The organism is Streptomyces sp. NPDC052064 (assembly GCF_055585925.1).
Map to the genome: position 1 here is coordinate 137,910 of NZ_JBVJJE010000005.1, position 15,577 is coordinate 153,486.

Below are 15,577 nucleotides of genomic sequence, written 5' to 3' on the forward strand. Positions count from 1 at the left end.
GCTGCCGGCCATCGTGCCGCTAAGGGCGGCACGGGTGGGCGCTGGGGGTACCCCCTGCTCGAAGAGCTTGGGGGAGGCACCCCATGCCGTCGGGTCGCGGACCCACCCCGCCCCAGCAGCCACCGGCGGCACCTCGTCACGCCGAGCTGCGCACCCACCCGGCCCCGGCAACAACGCCGGGCACCTTCAGCGCCGTCAAGCCGTGGCCGCCCCCGCCGCCGGCGGAGCCAACTGCCGTGCCAGCCACGTCGGCACACCCCCGAGCAACCGGAACAACCGCCGGGCCTCCTCCCGCAGCCGGGACGCCTCCGGCTCGGTCTCCGTGTCGGCGAGCGACACCAGCGCCGGTGCCGTACCGACGAGATAGCCCAGCTCCTCACGGATCCGCAGCGACTCCGCGAACCCGTGCCGGGCCTCCGCCAACTCCCCCTCCCGCAACGCGAGTCCGGCCAGATGCCGCCAGGTGAAGGACAGCAGCAACGGGTCCGACTGCGCCGTCGCCCCCGCGTGCGCACGGCGATACGCGGCACGCGCCGCCTGCGGGGAACGCGTCAGGTTCTCCGCGAGCAACCCGCGACGGAAGTCCAGCAGGGCCCGCTGCGGAGCCCCCGGAGGGATCAGGGCCGCCGCACGCCCCAGCGCCGCCCGCGCCTCGTCGGCCCGGTCGCGCACCGCGAGCAGCGTCGCGGCGTAGGCCAAGTACCCGCGTTCACAAGCGGCCGCGCCCCGCTCGTCGTCGCTGTGGGCCAGGGCCTCGGCGGTGCGCAGGGCGTCCTCGGCCTCCTCCCAGCCCTGCTCCGTGTACAGACACCGTTCCACCAGCAGCGATGCGCGTTGCAGCGCCGCCGCGGGGGTGGCCGGTAGCAGCAGGGCGGCCGCGTCGGCCCAGCATGCGCGTGAGCGCAGCCGCCATACCGCGGTCTGGAGGGGATCGTCGCCGGCGGTCGTTCCGTTACCAGACATGGCGGTATGCGCCACGTTGCCCTCCCCGAGCACGCCATCGAGCTGTTGAGTGGTGGCGGCATCTCAGCACGAATCGCGGCGCCGGGCCAAGAGGGTGGGTGAAGGATTTCACAAAGTCGTGGGACTCCGGGGCGCCCCGTGTTCGGCCGGGACACCCCGCGCCTCAGCTCATCCGCAGCGCCAGGAAGAAGTCGAGCTTGTCCTCCAGGCGCGACAGATCACGGCTCGTCAACTGCTCGATGCGGCCCACCCGGTAGCGCAGCGTGTTGACGTGGAGGTGGAGTCGGGTGGCGCAGCGGGTCCAGGAGCCGTCGCAGTCCAGGAAGGCCTCCAGGGTGGGGATCAGTTCGGCTCTGTGGCGGCGGTCGTAGTCCCGGAGGGGGTCCAGGAGGCGGGCCGTGAAGGCGCGGCGGACGTCGTCCGGGACGAAGGGCAGGAGGAGGACGTGGGAGGCCAGTTCCTGGTGGCCCGCCGCGCAGACCCGGCCCGGGCGGGCCGCCGCCACCCGGCGGGCGTGGCGGGCCTCCTCCAGGGCGCCGCGCAGGCCCTCCGCCGAGTGCACGGCCGCGCTGACGCCCAGCGTGAGGCGGCCGTCGTCGTTCAGGCCGGCCGTCAGGGGGTCCCGTACGGACTCCAGGAGCGCGTCGGCGAGGACGCCGGTCTCGGAGCCGTCGTGCTCCGTCGAGACGGCGGGGAGCGGGACGAGGGCGATGGCCTCGTCGCCCGTGTGGGCCACGGCGATGCGGTCGGAGGGCTCCGGGCCCGCCGACAGGGGGTCGACGAGGATCTCCTCCAGCAGCGCCTGGGCGGCCGGGCCGCCCTCGATCTCGGCGCCGTCCCAGTCGACGCGGGCCACGACCACCTGCCAGTGCGGCGCGGCGCCGAGGCCGGGCAGCAGGACCGGGGCGGCCACCCGGAGGCGGGCGGCGATCTCGGCGGGGGCCGCGCCCGTCTGGACGAGCTCCAGGACCTCCTGGGCGAGGCGGCGGCGGACCGTACGGGCGGCGTCGCGGCGGTCCCGCTCGACCGCGATCAGCTGCGTGACGCCGTACAGCAGGTCGAGGCGCTCCTCCGCCCAGTCCCCGGCGTCCGCCTCGACGGCCAGCAGCCAGTCGGACAGTACGGTCTCGCGGGCGTCCCGGGCGGTCTGCGGGGAGCGGCCCGTCGAGCGGATCGGGAAGAGGGAGTAGGTGGTGCCGCCCAGGAGGACGCGGTGCGGGGCGCGGCGGCCCGTGCGGGTGGCGGTCAGGTGTTCCGCCGCCAGCCGGCCGCAGGCCTCGGCGGGGAGGGCGGGGCCCGACGTCTTCGGGCCCGCGATCAGGCGGCCGGTGGGGGAGAGGACCCAGGCGCGCAGGTCCAGGTCCGAGCCCAGGAGGTCCAGGACCACGTCGGGGCCGCCGCCCGCCGGGCCCGAGGTCATCATCCGGCGGTGCCGGTCGACCACGGCCGCGAGGTCTCCGGCGCGCTCACCGGAGACCTGCCGTACGACGTGCTCGGTGATCGTCGCGAACGCCACCGACTCGTGCACCGCGAAGAGCGGGAGACGGTGACGGGCGCAGGCCGCGACCAGGTCGTCCGGTACGTCTCCGAGTTCGGCCTCGCCCGCGGCGAGGGCCGTGACTCCCTCCTGCACCAGGATCCGGACGAACGGCTCCGAGTCCGTGGCGTCCCGGCGCCACGCCAGGCCGGTGAGCACCAGCTCGCCGCCCGAGAGGTAGCGGCTGGGGTCGCGCAGATCGGTGGTCATCACACCGCGCACGGTGCGGTCCAGCTCGTCCTCACCGCCGAGCAGCTTGAGGCCCAGCGCGTCGGTGTCCAGCAGTGCGCGCAGCCGCATTCTCGTCGCCGCCGTTCTTTGTCTCGAAATCCATGGTGGATCTTGCCGGTCCTGGCTGTGTCCCAGGTCACGCGGCTGTGTCGCGCGTTTCCACAGGAAAACGAGGAGGTTTCTGATGGCCTCCGTTCATACGAATCTACAAGATGCCTGTCCTGGCCAGCCAACTCCTTCATGGTTTCCGTGACTGACCCCGCCGGAGCACCGGCCTGTGTACTGACTCCACTACACGTTGACAGCACATGAACGAGCCGGGACCGCCGCACACGGATTGGCTCAATCTGAACGCCCCACAAGAAGACGAAGAAGAGAGCCGGTCATGGACTTCCTTCGCCCCGCCAGCTGGGAGGAGGCGCTCGCCGCGAAAGCCGAGCACCCCACCGCTGTGCCGATCGCGGGTGGCACCGACGTGATGGTCGAGATCAACTTCGACCACCGCCGGCCCGAGTACCTCATGGACCTGAACCGCGTCGGCGACCTCTCCGAGTGGGAGGTCGGCGAGGAGAGCGTGCGGCTGGGTGCCTCCGTGCCGTACACGACGATCATGGAGAACCTGCGCGCCGAGCTGCCGGGGCTCGCCCTGGCCTCGCACACGGTCGCCTCCCCGCAGATCCGCAACCGCGGCGGCGTCGGCGGCAACCTCGGCACCGCCTCCCCGGCCGGCGACGCCCACCCCGCCCTGCTCGCCGCGGGTGCCGAGGTCGAGGTCGAGTCGGTGCGCGGATCGCGTCGTATCCCCATCGACGAGTTCTACACGGGCGTCAAGCGCAACGCGCTGGCCCCCGACGAGCTGATCCGGGCCGTGCACGTGAAGAAGGCCGACGGGCCGCAGCAGTTCTCCAAGGTGGGGACCAGGAACGCGATGGTCATCGCCGTGTGCGCCTTCGGGCTCGCGCTGCACCCCGAGACGCGAACCGTGCGGACCGGCATCGGTTCGGCGGCTCCGACCCCCGTTCGGGCCAAGGCCGCCGAGGAGTTCCTGAACGCCGCTCTCGAGGAGGGCGGCTTCTGGGACAACGGGAAGATCATCGCCCCGTCCGTCGCCAAGCAGTTCGCGGACCTGTGCTCCGCCGCATGCAACCCGATCGACGACGTCCGGGGCACCGCGAGCTACCGCCGCCACGCGGTCGGCGTCATGGCCCGCCGCACGCTGACCTGGACCTGGGAGTCCTACCGCGGCGCCCGCCGCACCACCGAGGGAGCTGCGTAATGCGCGTCAACTTCACGGTCAACGGCCGTCCGCAGGAAGCCGACGACGTGTGGGAGGGCGAGTCCCTGCTGTACGTGCTGAGGGAACGGCTCGGCCTGCCGGGTTCGAAGAATGCCTGTGAGCAGGGCGAGTGCGGGTCGTGCACGGTCCGGCTGGACGGTGTGCCGGTGTGCTCGTGCCTGGTCGCCGCCGGGCAGGTGGAGGGCCGTGAGGTCGTCACCGTCGAGGGGCTCGCGGACTACGCCAAGCAGCGCGCCGAGGGCGGCTGCGCGACCGGCGCTTGCGGTACACCGCTCCAGAACGCCCAGCTGGGGGTCCCCCCGGGCGAAGCCTGGGGGAGAGAGGCGAAGGGCACCGACTCGCAGACCGGCGAGGGCACCGAGCTCTCCCCGATCCAGCAGGCGTTCATCGACGCCGGCGCCGTCCAGTGCGGCTTCTGCACGCCCGGTCTCCTGGTCGCAGCAGACGAGATGCTGGAGCGCAACCCGACCCCGACCGACGCGGACATCCGCGAGGCCCTGTCGGGCAACCTGTGCCGCTGCACCGGCTACGAGAAGATCATGGACGCGGTCCGCCTGGCGGCCGCCCGGCAGGGAGAGGCGGTCTGATCATGTCTTCCCCCAACGGAACGCCCACCAAGATCACCCAGGGGTCGCACACCAAGGGCGGCATCGGCGAGTCCACGCTCCGCCCGGACGGCACCCTCAAGGTCACCGGAGAGTTCGCGTACTCGTCCGACATGTGGCACGAGGACATGCTCTGGGGCCAGATCCTCCGGTCGACCGTCGCCCACGCCGAGATCGTGTCCATCGACACGAGCGAGGCCCTGGCCCTGCCGGGCGTCTACGCGGTGCTGACGTACGACGACCTGCCCACGGACGTGAAGAACTACGGGCTGGAGATCCAGGACACCCCGGTCCTCGCCCACGGCAAGGTCCGCCACCACGGCGAGCCGGTCGCGATCGTCGCCGCCGACCACCCGGAGACCGCGCGCCGCGCCGCCGCGAAGATCAGGGTCGACTACCGCGAACTGCCCGTCATCACCGACGAGGCCTCCGCGACCGCGCCGGACGCGATCCTCGTCCACGAGGGCCGCGACGACCTCCCCCAAGGACCTCCGGCAGGCTCCGGTCCAGGGGGGACCCCCATCGCCGGCCACGTCCCGCACCCCAACATCGTCCACCGCCAGCCGATCGTCCGCGGGGACGTGGAGGCGGCCCGCAAGCGGGCGGACGTGATCGTCGAGGGCGAGTACACCTTCGGCATGCAGGACCAGGCCTTCCTCGGCCCCGAGTCCGGCCTCGCCGTGCCCGAGGAGGACGGCGGCGTCCACCTCTACATCGCCACCCAGTGGCTGCACAGCGACCTGCGCCAGATCGCGCCCGTGCTCGGCCTGCCCGAGGACAAGGTGCGGATGACGCTGTCCGGCGTCGGCGGCGCGTTCGGCGGTCGCGAGGACCTGTCGATGCAGATCCACGCCTGCCTGCTGGCCCTGCGCACGGGCAAGCCGGTCAAGATCGTCTACAACCGGTTCGAGTCCTTCTTCGGGCACGTCCACCGCCACCCCGCGAAGCTCTACTACGAGCACGGCGCCACCAAGGACGGCAAGCTCACGCACATGAAGTGCCGGATCGTCCTGGACGGCGGCGCCTACGCCTCCGCCTCCCCGGCCGTCGTCGGCAACGCCTCCTCCCTGTCCGTCGGCCCGTACGTGATCGACGACGTGGACATCGAGGCCATCGCCCTCTACACCAACAACCCGCCCTGCGGCGCCATGCGCGGCTTCGGCGCGGTCCAGGCGTGCTTCGCCTACGAGGCGCAGATGGACAAGCTGGCGAAGAAGCTCGGCATGGACCCGGTGGAGTTCCGGCAGCTCAACGCCATGGAGCAGGGCACGCTCATGCCGACCGGGCAGCCGGTCGACTCGCCGGCCCCGGTCGCCGAACTCCTGCGCCGCGTCAAGGCGATGCCGATGCCGCCGGAGCGCCAGTGGGAGAGCAGCGAGGGCGCCGACCTACGGGAGCTGCCGGGCGGCCTGTCCAACACCACGCACGGCGAAGGCGTCGTCCGCGGTGTCGGCTACGCGGTCGGCATCAAGAACGTGGGCTTCTCCGAGGGGTTCGACGACTACTCGACCGCGAAGGTCCGGATGGAGGTCGTGGGCGGAGAGCCCGTCGTCACCGTCCACACGGCCATGGCCGAGGTCGGGCAGGGCGGTGTGACGGTCCACGCGCAGATCGCCCGCACCGAGCTGGGCGTCACGCAGGTGACCATCAACCCGGCCGACACGCAGGTGGGCAGCGCCGGTTCGACGTCGGCCTCCCGGCAGACGTACGTCACCGGTGGCGCCGTGAAGAACGCCTGTGAGCTGGTCCGCGAGAAGGTGCTGGAGATCGGCCGCCGCAAGTTCGGGTCGTACCACCCGGCCTGGGCCACGGCCGAACTGCTCCTGGAGGGCGGCAAGGTCGTCACCGACGGTGGCGAGGTGCTGGCCGACCTGGCGGACGTCCTCGGCGAGGACGCCGTCGAGGTCGAGGAGGAGTGGCGGCACCGCCCGACCGAGCCCTTCGACCTGCGCACCGGCCAGGGCAACGGGCACGTCCAGTACTCCTTCGCCGCGCACCGCGCCGTCGTCGAGGTCGACACCGAGCTCGGCCTGGTGAAGGTCATCGAGCTGGCCTGCGCCCAGGACGTCGGCAAGGCGCTCAACCCGCTGTCCGTGCTCGGCCAGATCCAGGGCGGCACCACGCAGGGCCTGGGCATGGCGGTCATGGAGGAGATCATCGTCGACCCCAAGACGGCGAAGGTGAAGAACCCCTCCTTCACGGACTACCTGATCCCGACCATCCTCGACACGCCGACCATCCCGGTCGACGTCCTCGAACTCGCCGACGAGCACGCCCCGTACGGGCTGCGCGGCATCGGCGAGGCACCCACCCTGTCGTCGACCCCGGCCGTCCTCGCGGCCATCCGGAACGCGACCGGGCTCGAGCTGAACCGGACTCCGGTACGGCCCGAGCACCTGACGGGTACGTCACTCTCCGAGGCCTGAGCAGGAGAGCTCCGTCCGGGGGACCGCGTCCCCCGGACCCCCTTCGTTCGTCTCGGGCCGTCCCCCGGGTCGTGCATCCCAACCCCCTATGAAACTTGGGAGTAGGCCCACATGACCCAGCAGTCACTGGAGCCGAGGACCACAGCCGAAGACGCGGGCGAAGGCACCCGCGTCCCGGCCGGACGGTCCTGGCTCGACCGGTACTTCCACATATCCCACAGAGGGTCCACGGTCGCGCGCGAAGTGCGCGGCGGCGTCACCACCTTCATGGCGATGGCGTACATCCTCCTGCTCAACCCCCTGATCCTGTCCGGCAAGGACGCGGCGGGGAACACCCTCGCGCAGCAGGGCCTGATCACCGCGACCGCGTTCGCGGCGGCCCTCACCACCCTGCTGATGGGTCTCGTCGGCAAGGTGCCGCTCGCCCTCGCCGCGGGTCTGTCCGTCTCCGGAGTCCTCGCCTCCCAGGTCGCGCCCGAGATGACCTGGCCGCAGGCGATGGGCATGTGCGTGATGTACGGCGTGATCATCATGCTGCTGGTCGTCACCGGCCTGCGCGAGATGATCATGAACGCGATCCCGCTCGCGCTCAAGCACGGCATCACCATGGGCATCGGCCTGTTCATCGCCCTCATCGGCTTCTACAAGTCCGGCTTCGTGCACCAGGGGAAGGCCACTCCCGTCACGCTCGGCCCGGCGGGCGAACTGGCCGGCTGGCCGGTGCTGCTCTTCGCCGGCACCCTGCTGCTGATCTTCATGCTCCAGGCCCGGAACATCCCCGGCGCCATCCTCATCGGCATCGTCAGCGGCACGGTCGTCGCCGCGATCCTGAACGCCGCCGGCGTCATCGCCCCCAAGCAGTGGGCCGCCGGGGCCCCCGAGCTGCACGGCGGCGCGGTGTCCATGCCCGACTTCTCGCTCTTCGGGGACGTGGAGTTCGGCGGCTGGGGCGAGGTCGGCGCGATGACCGTCGGCATGATCGTCTTCACTCTGGTGCTGGCCGGGTTCTTCGACGCGATGGCGACCATCATCGGCGTCGGCACCGAGGCGAAGCTCGCCGACGACAAGGGCCGGATGCCGGGCCTGTCGAAGGCGCTGTTCATCGACGGGGCCGGCGGCGCGATCGGCGGTGTGTCCGGCGGCTCGGGCCAGACGGTGTTCATCGAGTCGGCCACAGGCGTCGGCGAGGGCGCGCGCACCGGCCTCGCCTCGGTCGTCACCGGCCTGTTCTTCGCGGCCTGCCTGTTCTTCACGCCGCTCACGGCGATCGTGCCGCAGGAGGTCGCGTCCGCCGCCCTCGTCGTCATCGGCGCGATGATGCTGATGAACGCCCGGCACGTGGACTGGGCCGACCGGGCCACCGCCGTCCCGGTGTTCCTGACGGTCGTCCTGATGCCGTTCACGTACACCATCACCACCGGTGTCGCCGCGGGCGTCATCTCCTACGTCGCCATCAAGACCGCCCAGGGCAAGGTGCGCGAGATCGGCGCCTTCATGTGGATCCTGACGGCGGTGTTCCTCGTCTACTTCGCCCTCAACCCGATCGAGAGCTGGCTGGACGTCCACTGACGCCCCTCGCAGCCTTTTCGCCGCAACCCCAAGGAGACCGAGACAGATGCTGGACATCGCCGAGGAGCTGAACCGGTGGGTCGAGCAGGGCCGTGACTTCGCCGTGGCCACCGTGGTGGCCGTCGGCGGCAGCGCGCCCAGGCAGCCCGGTGCCGCGCTCGCGGTGGACGCCGAGGGCACGGCGATCGGCTCGGTCTCCGGCGGCTGCGTGGAGGGCGCGGTCTACGAACTGTGCGAGCAGGCGCTGCGGGACGGCGAAACCGTCCTGGAGCGCTTCGGCTACAGCGACGACGACGCCTTCGCCGTGGGCCTGACCTGCGGCGGCGTCATCGACATCCTGGTCGCCCCGGTCCGGGCCGGCGATCCGGTCCGCCCGGTGGTCGCGTCCGCGCTCACCGCCGCCGCGCATGGGGAGGCGGCGGCGGTGGCGCGGATCGTGTCGGGCCCGCGCGAACTGACGGGCCGGGCCCTGCTGGTCCGTCCCGACGGCTCCTGCGACGGCGGCTTCGGCGGCCACCCGGAACTGGACCGCACGGTCGCCGCCGAGGCGGGCGCCTTCCTGGACGCCGGCCGCACCGGCACCCTGGAGATCGGAGAGCAGGGCTCACGCTGCGGAGCACCGCTCACGCTCCTGGTCGAGTCATCCGTCCCCCCTCCCCGGATGATCGTCTTCGGCGCGATCGACTTCGCCTCGGCCCTGGTCCGCGTCGGCAAGTTCCTCGGCTACCACGTCACGGTGTGCGACGCGCGCCCCGTCTTCGCGACCCGGGCGCGCTTCCCGGAGGCCGACGAGATCGTCGTCGACTGGCCCCACCGCTACCTGGAGCGCACGGACGTCGACGCCCGCACGGTCCTGTGCGTGCTGACCCACGACGCCAAGTTCGACGTGCCCCTGCTGCAGCTGGCGCTGCGCCTGCCGGTGGCGTACGTCGGTGCCATGGGCTCCCGGCGCACCCACCTGGACCGCAACGCCCGCCTGCGTGAAGTCGGCGTCACGGAGCTGGAACTGAGCCGGCTGCGCTCCCCGATCGGCCTGGACCTCGGGGCCCGTACGCCCGAGGAGACGGCCCTGTCGATCGCGTCGGAGATCGTCGCCGCCCGGCGCGGCGGCAGCGGGGTCTCGCTGACCGGGGCCCACACGCCGATCCACCACGAGCCGGAGTCGAAGGCGGTGGGGCGGATCGGGTCGGTTGCCTGACACTGCGTCAGCCAGCCGCCGCGGCCTCCAGGAGGGAGAACGGCTCGGCCTCCGGGAGCGGGGTGACGGAGGTGAGGGAGAGGCCGGCGGCCTCGCACAGGTCCTCGAAGTCCTTGCGGGTGCGCTCCCTGCCGCCCACGTTCACCAGCATGTTGAGGTCGCTGAGATACGTGCTCCCGTCACCGTCGGCCCCGGCGACCTCGGGCAGCACCGGTTCCAGGATCAGGACTCGTCCGCCGGGCGGCAGTACGGCGCGGCAGTGGCGCAGGATCGTGACCGCCCGGTCGTCCGGCCAGTCGTGCAGGATGCTCTTCATCAGGTAGAGGTCCGAACCCTCGGGCACCGACCGGAAGAAGTCCCCGGCGACCAGGGAGCAGCGGTCCGTGAGCCCGTGCCGCCGCAGGTTCTCCGGCGCCTGGGCGAGCCCCTCGCTCGTGTCGTGGACGACGCCGGTGAGGCCGGGGAAGGCGGCGAGTACGGCGGCCAGGAGCGTGCCGTCTCCGCCGCCGACGTCCGTGACCGTGCCGAACCGGCCGAAGTCGAAGGAGTGCGGCAGCGCGGCGGCAGTCTCCGCGGTGGCCTGGCTCATCGCCGCGTTGAACTCCGCGGAGAGCTCCGGTTGCCGGGCGAGGTGGCTGAAGAAGTCCGTGTCGAAGAAGGTGTCGAACGCGATGTCGCCGGTGCGGACGCTGTCGTCCAGGTGCTCCCAGGCGCGGATGATCGCCGGGTCGGTGAACATCCGCACGAAGGAGGTGAGTGAGCCGGGGCGGCCCGGGTCGAGAAGTAAGCCCGCGGGGGCCACCGAGAAGGTGCCGAAGCTGTGTTCCCGCAGCAGGCCGAGGCCCGCCAGGGCGCGCAGCAGCCGGGTCATGGGCTGGGGTTCGGCCCCGGCGTCGACGGCGACGTCGGCTGCCGGGCGTGGTGTGTCGCCGATCAGCTCGACGATCCTCAGCCGGACGGCCGCGCGCACGGTCTGCGCGGCCATGCCGCCGAAGACGAGCCGTACGAGCAGGTCGCGGTCGGCCATGTCCGGTGCCAGGGCATGGGTGTTCGCCACAGGTCTTCCTCTCCTACGTGGTTTCGTCCGGTCAGCCGGCGGAAGTAGCCCTGCCGGCCAGGGCGGTGGGCGTGCAGCCCGCGAACGCCAGTACGTCGCGATGGAGATGGGGCTGGTCGACGTAGCCGCAGGCAAGTGCGACGTCGGCGGCGTTCCCGCCCGCGGTGAGTGCGCGGGCGGCGTGGTCGAAGCGGACCAGCATGGCGGCGCGTTTCGGGGTGAGGCCGATCTGGTCGCTGAACCGGGACCACAGCCGCTTGCGGCTCCAGCCGCAGGCGTCGGCCAGTTCGCCGACCCGTACCCGGCCCCGGCGGGCCACGATGGTGTCCCAGACGGCGGCGACCTCGGGCGTCATCGCCGGTGCCCGCGCGGCCCGTTCCGCGAGGAACTCGTCGACCAGCGTGAGCCGTTCCTGCCAGGTCGGGGCGTCGGTCAGCCGCTCCCGCAGCTGTCGCTCGTCCCGACCCCAGAGGCCCTCCAGGCCGGTGACGGACCCGTCCAGCTCACGCGGGGAGACGCCCAGCAGCGCATAGGCGGCCCGGGGCGACAGGCGCATCTCGACGCACTCGACGCCCTCGGCGCGGACCCGGGCCGGGCCGGGCGACAGCGCGGCGGCGAAGCTCGACAAGTCATGGCGCCCGTGGGCACTTTCCACCGAGAACGGGCTCTCCCCGAGCCCGATGACGACGACCACCGCCGGCTGCGGGAGCACTCGCAAGTCCAGCCCGGCGGCGGCCCGTTCACGGAAACCGGCCATCCGGACACCGTCGAGTGACATGCCGTCGCGGGGGAGGACGACGTCCCAGCCGGGCTCGCGCTCCGCTTCGTAACTGCGCATGCCTCCACGGTCGCCGACTCGGCCGCTCCTGTCTTGGACAAAAGTTCCACCCGGCGGCCGCCGGGGTGTCACGGACGTCTGAGCAAACGGTTCAGCGCGCGGCCGAACACGTACCGCGCCGAGGGCCGCAGTACGCCGTCGAAGAGCGACGGCAGCAGCCGGACCCGGATCTCCTCCCGCCAGACCACACGGGTACGCCCCCCGGGCCCCGGCCGCACTTCCAGCTCCGCCCAGCCCAGCACCACCCGGCCCCGCTTCTCCAGACGGCACATCCCCGGCGCCCCGTCCTGAGGCGGCTGCCACACCGTGACCTCCATCGGGTCGTCGAAGGACAGCGGCCCGACACCCGAGCGGGCCATGATCACCGTGCCCACGCGGGTCGGCCCGGGCGGATCCACCCTGACCGCCGTCAGCGGCACAACCTCACCGTGCCGCGGCCACAGCGTGATCCGCCGCCACGCCTCGTCGAGGGGAAGCGGGACCGTGCGTTCGAGCAGGATGTTCACCACGACACGATCGTAGGGAACCGACGGCGAGTTATCGGTACACCTTCCCCGGCTCCGCCTTCCCGGGTGCCAGTGACTGCGGCACCGTCACGAACACATAGCCCCTTCGTTCAGCGCGTCGGTGATCCCCGGCACGGCCGGCACCGTGCCGTCGTGGATGTCGTGCAGCAGGATGATCCCGTCCCGGGAGGCCTGGGCCAGGACGCGGCGGGTGATCAGGGCCGAGTCGGTCGTCTTGTAGTCCTTCGCCGTCACGGTCCACAGCACCTCGGCGAGGCCCAGCTCGCGGCAGATCTCGTGGACGGTGTCGTCGGTGCGGCCCTGCGGCGGGCGCATCAGCGGTTTTCGGACTCCTTACCCGGGACCCGCTGGGCAGTGAGTCGTCTCCAAGTGTTTGAGACAGCCGCACCACGGCACCCGCGAGAAGCCGGAGGTACGCCACACAGCTCGGGACGGAGGACATGCGCTTCCCTGGTATCGACGCCCTGTTCCACGACCCGGCCGCAGCACTCGCCGCACAGGCGCTGCCAGAAAGGGCAGCAGCATGACCTCGTACGCAGTCGTCATCCCCACCCTCGTACGGGACACCCTCGCCGACTGTCTCGCCGCGCTCGCCGCCGCGACCGGGCCGCGCCCCGAGGAGATCGTCCTCGTCGACGACCGGCCCGACCCCGAACCGGGAAAGCTGGAGCACCCGTTGAGCGTCCTCGGCGACCTGCGGGAGCGCACCACCGTGCTCACCGGGGGCGGACGCGGGCCCGCCGCCGCCCGCAACACCGGGCTGCGGGCCGTGACCGCGCCATGGACCGTGTTCCTCGACGACGACGTCCAGATCGGGCCACACTGGTGCGACCAACTGACCCAGGACCTCGCCGAGGCGTCCCCCGACATCGCGGGCGTCCAGGGCGTCATCGCCGTCCCGCTGCCCGGCGAACGCCGCCCCACCGACTGGGAACGCGGCACCGCGGGACTCGCCCGCGCCCACTGGATCACCGCCGACATGGCCTACCGCACCGAGGCGCTCAAGCAGGTCGGCGGCTTCGACGAACGCTTCCAACGCGCCTTCCGCGAGGATGCCGACCTCGCGCTGCGCGTTCTCGACTCGGGCTGGCGCATCCGGCAGGGCCGCCGCACCACCCGCCACCCCGTGCGCCCCGCCTCCCGCTGGGTGTCCGTGCGCCAGCAGCGCGGCAACGCCGACGACGCCCTCATGCGGCATCTGCACGGGCCCGACTGGTGGGACAAGGCGGTCGCGCCGCGCGGCCGGATCCGCAAGCACGCGGCGATCACCACCGCGGGCGTCGCCGCGTGCGCCCTCGCCGCCGCCGGACACGGCCGGGCCGCCGCGGCCTGCGCGCTCGGCTGGGCGGCCGGCACGGCGGAGTTCGCCCGGGCCCGCATCGCGCCCGGCCCGCGCACCCGCGACGAGGTGACGACGATGCTGGCGACCAGCGTGCTCATCCCGCCCGCCGCGACCTGGCACCGGCTGACCGGCGCCTTGCGCTACCGCCATGCCCGCGCCTGGCAGGAGGAGGTGGCCCAGTGAACCCCACGAGTCCCCCGGACCCGGCGAACCCGGTGAAGGCCGTGCTGTCCGACCGCGACGGCATCCTCGTCGAGGACGTCCCCTACAACGCCGACCCCGACCGCGTACGCCCCGTCGAGGGCGCCCGTGAGGCGCTCGACCTGCTGCGCGCACGCGGCATCCGCACCGGCGTCGTCACCGACCAGTCCGGTGTCGCGCGTGGACTGCTCACCGACGCCGACGTCCGCCGCGTCAACCACCGCGTCGACGAACTCCTCGGCCCCTTCGAGGTGTTCGCCGTCTGCCCGCACGGCCCCGACGACGGCTGCCACTGCCGCAAGCCCCAGCCCGGCATGGTGCTGTGGGCGGCAGGCCGGATCTGCACCCACCCCGCCGACCTCGTCGTCATCGGCGACACCGGCGCCGACGTGGAGGCCGCCCGCCGCGCCGGCGCCCACGGCATCCTCGTCCCCACCGCGCAGACCCGCCCCGAGGAGACCGCGGACGCCGACCACGTCGCCCCGGACCTGCTGACCGCCGTCCGGGCCGTACTGGACGGACCGCCCAAGGGCCGCGTCCTCGCCGACGAACGCCCCATCCAGGAGGCCTACACGGCCGGTCCGGGGCAGGGGAGGGGCGCGTGACCTCCTCACGCGTCTCGACAGCTTCGGCGACGTGCGAGGCCGCCGACCTCCCGGCACGACGACCGTCCGTACGAGGTAGGTGCCGGCACGGCACCCGATGAGCGCGGCTGCGGGGGCGGAGGCAGGGGGAACGCGGCAGTCTGCTGGCATGGCACAGGACCGGACAGCGAAGACAGGGACGGATGCGGGCAGGACGGCGAAGGCAGCGGACAGGGCGCCCGGGGCACCGACGACACCCCGCCTCCTCGTCCTCCGCGCCCTGGGCCTGGGCGACCTCCTCGCCTGCGTCCCCGCCTTGCGCGCCCTGCGGCGGGCCTACCCCCGGCACGAGCTCGTACTGGCCGCGCCCGCCGAGCTGGAGCCCGTCGCGGAGGCGACGGGGGCGGTGGACCGGCTGCTGCCCGCCTCCGCGCCGGGGCGGGGCGTGCCGCGTGCGCTCGACTGGAGCGGTCCGCCGCCGGACGTCGCCGTCGACCTGCACGGCAACGGACCGCCCAGCCACCGGCTCCTCATGGGGCTGCGCCCGCTGAAGCTGCTCGCCTTCGCCCACCCGGACATGCCCGAGATCGACGGTCCGCCCTGGTGCTCGGAGGAACACGAACGAGACCGGTGGTGTCGGCTGCTCCAGGCGTACGGCATCGACGCCGACCCCGGCGACCTGTGCCTGCCCCGCCCGCGCACCGCCTCCCCGGCACCCGGCGCGGTCGTACTGCATCCCGGCGCCGGGTCACCCGCCCGCTGCTGGCCCGTCGAGCGGTACGCGGCCGTCGCCAACGGGCTGCGCGCCCGGGGCCTGCGGGTCGTCGTGACCGGCGGCGCGGGCGAGAGCGACCTCGTGGCCCGGCTCGCCAAGCAGGCAGGCCTGCCCGACACCGACGTGTTCGGCGGGGGCCTCCCGTTCGGCCGGCTGTCCGCCCTCGTCGCCGACGCGTACGCCGTGATCAGCGGTGACACCGGCATCGCCCACCTCGCGGCCGCCCACGCCACGCGCTCCGTCACCCTCTGCGGCCCGGTCGCACCGAGCCGCTGGGGCCCGCCGCCCCTCCCGCGCCACCGTGCCCTGTGGTACGGCCGGGAGGGCGACCCGCACGGCCGCCGCCCGGACCCCGCGCTGCTGCGCATCACCCCCGACGACGTCCTGCGCGCCGTCGACGAACTGCCCGGCACCCGACAGCTGTGAG

General features: G+C 72.8%; 13 protein-coding genes and 1 pseudogene. 8 read left to right on the plus strand and 6 right to left on the minus strand.

Annotation, left to right across the window (positions count from 1 at the left end; genetic code table 11):
- Positions 1 to 195: 195 nt before the first annotated feature.
- Together ACZ6TU_RS15130 and ACZ6TU_RS15135 are read right to left on the minus strand one after the other, a co-directional pair.
- Entirely contained in the window at positions 196 to 963 is a 768-nt protein-coding gene (locus ACZ6TU_RS15130; RefSeq protein WP_467669687.1) for a hypothetical protein, read from the minus strand.
- A gap of 163 nt (positions 964 to 1,126) precedes the next feature.
- Complete coding sequence (locus ACZ6TU_RS15135; RefSeq protein WP_467669689.1) at positions 1,127 to 2,800, minus strand: PucR family transcriptional regulator; 1,674 nt, start codon at positions 2,798 to 2,800, stop codon at positions 1,127 to 1,129.
- 316 nt (positions 2,801 to 3,116) lie between these two features.
- Here ACZ6TU_RS15135 and ACZ6TU_RS15140 point away from each other — a divergent pair, with 316 nt between their 5' ends.
- From ACZ6TU_RS15140 to ACZ6TU_RS15160, 5 genes are all read left to right on the plus strand, one after another.
- Positions 3,117 to 4,007: an FAD binding domain-containing protein gene (locus ACZ6TU_RS15140; protein ID WP_467669691.1), complete on the plus strand. Its 891-nt coding sequence runs from the start codon at positions 3,117 to 3,119 to the stop codon at positions 4,005 to 4,007.
- Positions 4,007 to 4,615 carry a (2Fe-2S)-binding protein gene (locus tag ACZ6TU_RS15145; protein ID WP_469548640.1) on the plus strand — a complete coding sequence of 203 codons (609 nt, stop codon included), beginning with the start codon at positions 4,007 to 4,009 and terminating at the stop codon, positions 4,613 to 4,615. The genes ACZ6TU_RS15140 and ACZ6TU_RS15145 overlap by 1 nt, the downstream gene beginning before the upstream one ends.
- A gap of 2 nt (positions 4,616 to 4,617) precedes the next feature.
- Positions 4,618 to 7,059, plus strand: coding sequence for a xanthine dehydrogenase family protein molybdopterin-binding subunit (locus tag ACZ6TU_RS15150; protein WP_469548642.1), 2,442 nt, complete (start codon positions 4,618 to 4,620; stop codon positions 7,057 to 7,059).
- A 111-nt stretch (positions 7,060 to 7,170) separates the two neighbouring features.
- Entirely contained in the window at positions 7,171 to 8,628 is a 1,458-nt protein-coding gene (locus tag ACZ6TU_RS15155) for an NCS2 family permease (RefSeq protein WP_467669697.1), read from the plus strand.
- Positions 8,629 to 8,674: 46 nt separating this feature from the next.
- Complete coding sequence (locus ACZ6TU_RS15160) at positions 8,675 to 9,826, plus strand: XdhC family protein (RefSeq protein WP_467669699.1); 1,152 nt, start codon at positions 8,675 to 8,677, stop codon at positions 9,824 to 9,826.
- Positions 9,827 to 9,833: 7 nt separating this feature from the next.
- Here the strand turns inward: ACZ6TU_RS15160 and ACZ6TU_RS15165 are convergent, their stop codons facing one another.
- The 4 genes and pseudogenes from ACZ6TU_RS15165 to ACZ6TU_RS15180 all read right to left on the minus strand — a co-directional run.
- Complete coding sequence (locus ACZ6TU_RS15165; protein ID WP_469549198.1) at positions 9,834 to 10,853, minus strand: methyltransferase; 1,020 nt, start codon at positions 10,851 to 10,853, stop codon at positions 9,834 to 9,836.
- Positions 10,854 to 10,914: 61 nt separating this feature from the next.
- Positions 10,915 to 11,721, minus strand: a complete 807-nt coding sequence (locus tag ACZ6TU_RS15170) for a helix-turn-helix domain-containing protein (protein ID WP_469548646.1) — start codon at positions 11,719 to 11,721, stop codon at positions 10,915 to 10,917.
- 68 nt (positions 11,722 to 11,789) lie between these two features.
- On the minus strand, positions 11,790 to 12,230 hold the full coding sequence (locus tag ACZ6TU_RS15175; protein ID WP_467669703.1) for an SRPBCC family protein: 441 nt from the start codon (positions 12,228 to 12,230) through the stop codon (positions 11,790 to 11,792).
- A gap of 28 nt (positions 12,231 to 12,258) precedes the next feature.
- A pseudogene (locus tag ACZ6TU_RS15180) lies at positions 12,259 to 12,581 on the minus strand (polysaccharide deacetylase family protein); the annotation flags it as partial.
- 190 nt (positions 12,582 to 12,771) lie between these two features.
- Here ACZ6TU_RS15180 and ACZ6TU_RS15185 point away from each other — a divergent pair.
- The 3 genes from ACZ6TU_RS15185 to ACZ6TU_RS15195 all read left to right on the plus strand — a co-directional run bounded on the left by ACZ6TU_RS15185 (position 12,772) and on the right by ACZ6TU_RS15195 (position 15,576).
- The gene (locus ACZ6TU_RS15185; protein ID WP_469548649.1) at positions 12,772 to 13,773 is read left to right on the plus strand and encodes a glycosyltransferase; all 1,002 of its coding nucleotides are present in this window, start codon (positions 12,772 to 12,774) and stop codon (positions 13,771 to 13,773) included.
- The gene (locus tag ACZ6TU_RS15190; RefSeq protein WP_469548651.1) at positions 13,770 to 14,396 is read left to right on the plus strand and encodes a D-glycero-alpha-D-manno-heptose-1,7-bisphosphate 7-phosphatase; all 627 of its coding nucleotides are present in this window, start codon (positions 13,770 to 13,772) and stop codon (positions 14,394 to 14,396) included. Before ACZ6TU_RS15185 ends, ACZ6TU_RS15190 begins: the two co-directional genes overlap by 4 nt.
- Before the next feature lie 148 nt (positions 14,397 to 14,544).
- Positions 14,545 to 15,576 (plus strand): glycosyltransferase family 9 protein, encoded by a 1,032-nt coding sequence (locus tag ACZ6TU_RS15195; RefSeq protein ID WP_469548653.1) that lies wholly within the window; start codon positions 14,545 to 14,547, stop codon positions 15,574 to 15,576.
- Position 15,577: the final 1 nt, after the last annotated feature.

Bases quoted from the DNA above. Each gene is read 5' to 3' on its own strand.
- ACZ6TU_RS15170 (WP_469548646.1), bottom strand. From the start codon at position 11,721: ATGCGCAGTTACGAAGCGGAGCGCGAGCCCGGCTGGGACGTCGTCCTC.
- ACZ6TU_RS15160 (WP_467669699.1), top strand. From the start codon at position 8,675: ATGCTGGACATCGCCGAGGAGCTGAACCGGTGGGTCGAGCAGGGCCGT.
- ACZ6TU_RS15185 (WP_469548649.1), top strand. From the start codon at position 12,772: ATGACCTCGTACGCAGTCGTCATCCCCACCCTCGTACGGGACACCCTC.
- ACZ6TU_RS15155 (WP_467669697.1), top strand. From the start codon at position 7,171: ATGACCCAGCAGTCACTGGAGCCGAGGACCACAGCCGAAGACGCGGGC.
- ACZ6TU_RS15150 (WP_469548642.1), top strand. From the start codon at position 4,618: ATGTCTTCCCCCAACGGAACGCCCACCAAGATCACCCAGGGGTCGCAC.
- ACZ6TU_RS15140 (WP_467669691.1), top strand. From the start codon at position 3,117: ATGGACTTCCTTCGCCCCGCCAGCTGGGAGGAGGCGCTCGCCGCGAAA.
- ACZ6TU_RS15145 (WP_469548640.1), top strand. From the start codon at position 4,007: ATGCGCGTCAACTTCACGGTCAACGGCCGTCCGCAGGAAGCCGACGAC.
- ACZ6TU_RS15195 (WP_469548653.1), top strand. From the start codon at position 14,545: ATGGCACAGGACCGGACAGCGAAGACAGGGACGGATGCGGGCAGGACG.
- ACZ6TU_RS15165 (WP_469549198.1), bottom strand. From the start codon at position 10,853: ATGGCCGACCGCGACCTGCTCGTACGGCTCGTCTTCGGCGGCATGGCC.
- ACZ6TU_RS15135 (WP_467669689.1), bottom strand. From the start codon at position 2,800: ATGCGGCTGCGCGCACTGCTGGACACCGACGCGCTGGGCCTCAAGCTG.
- ACZ6TU_RS15130 (WP_467669687.1), bottom strand. From the start codon at position 963: ATGTCTGGTAACGGAACGACCGCCGGCGACGATCCCCTCCAGACCGCG.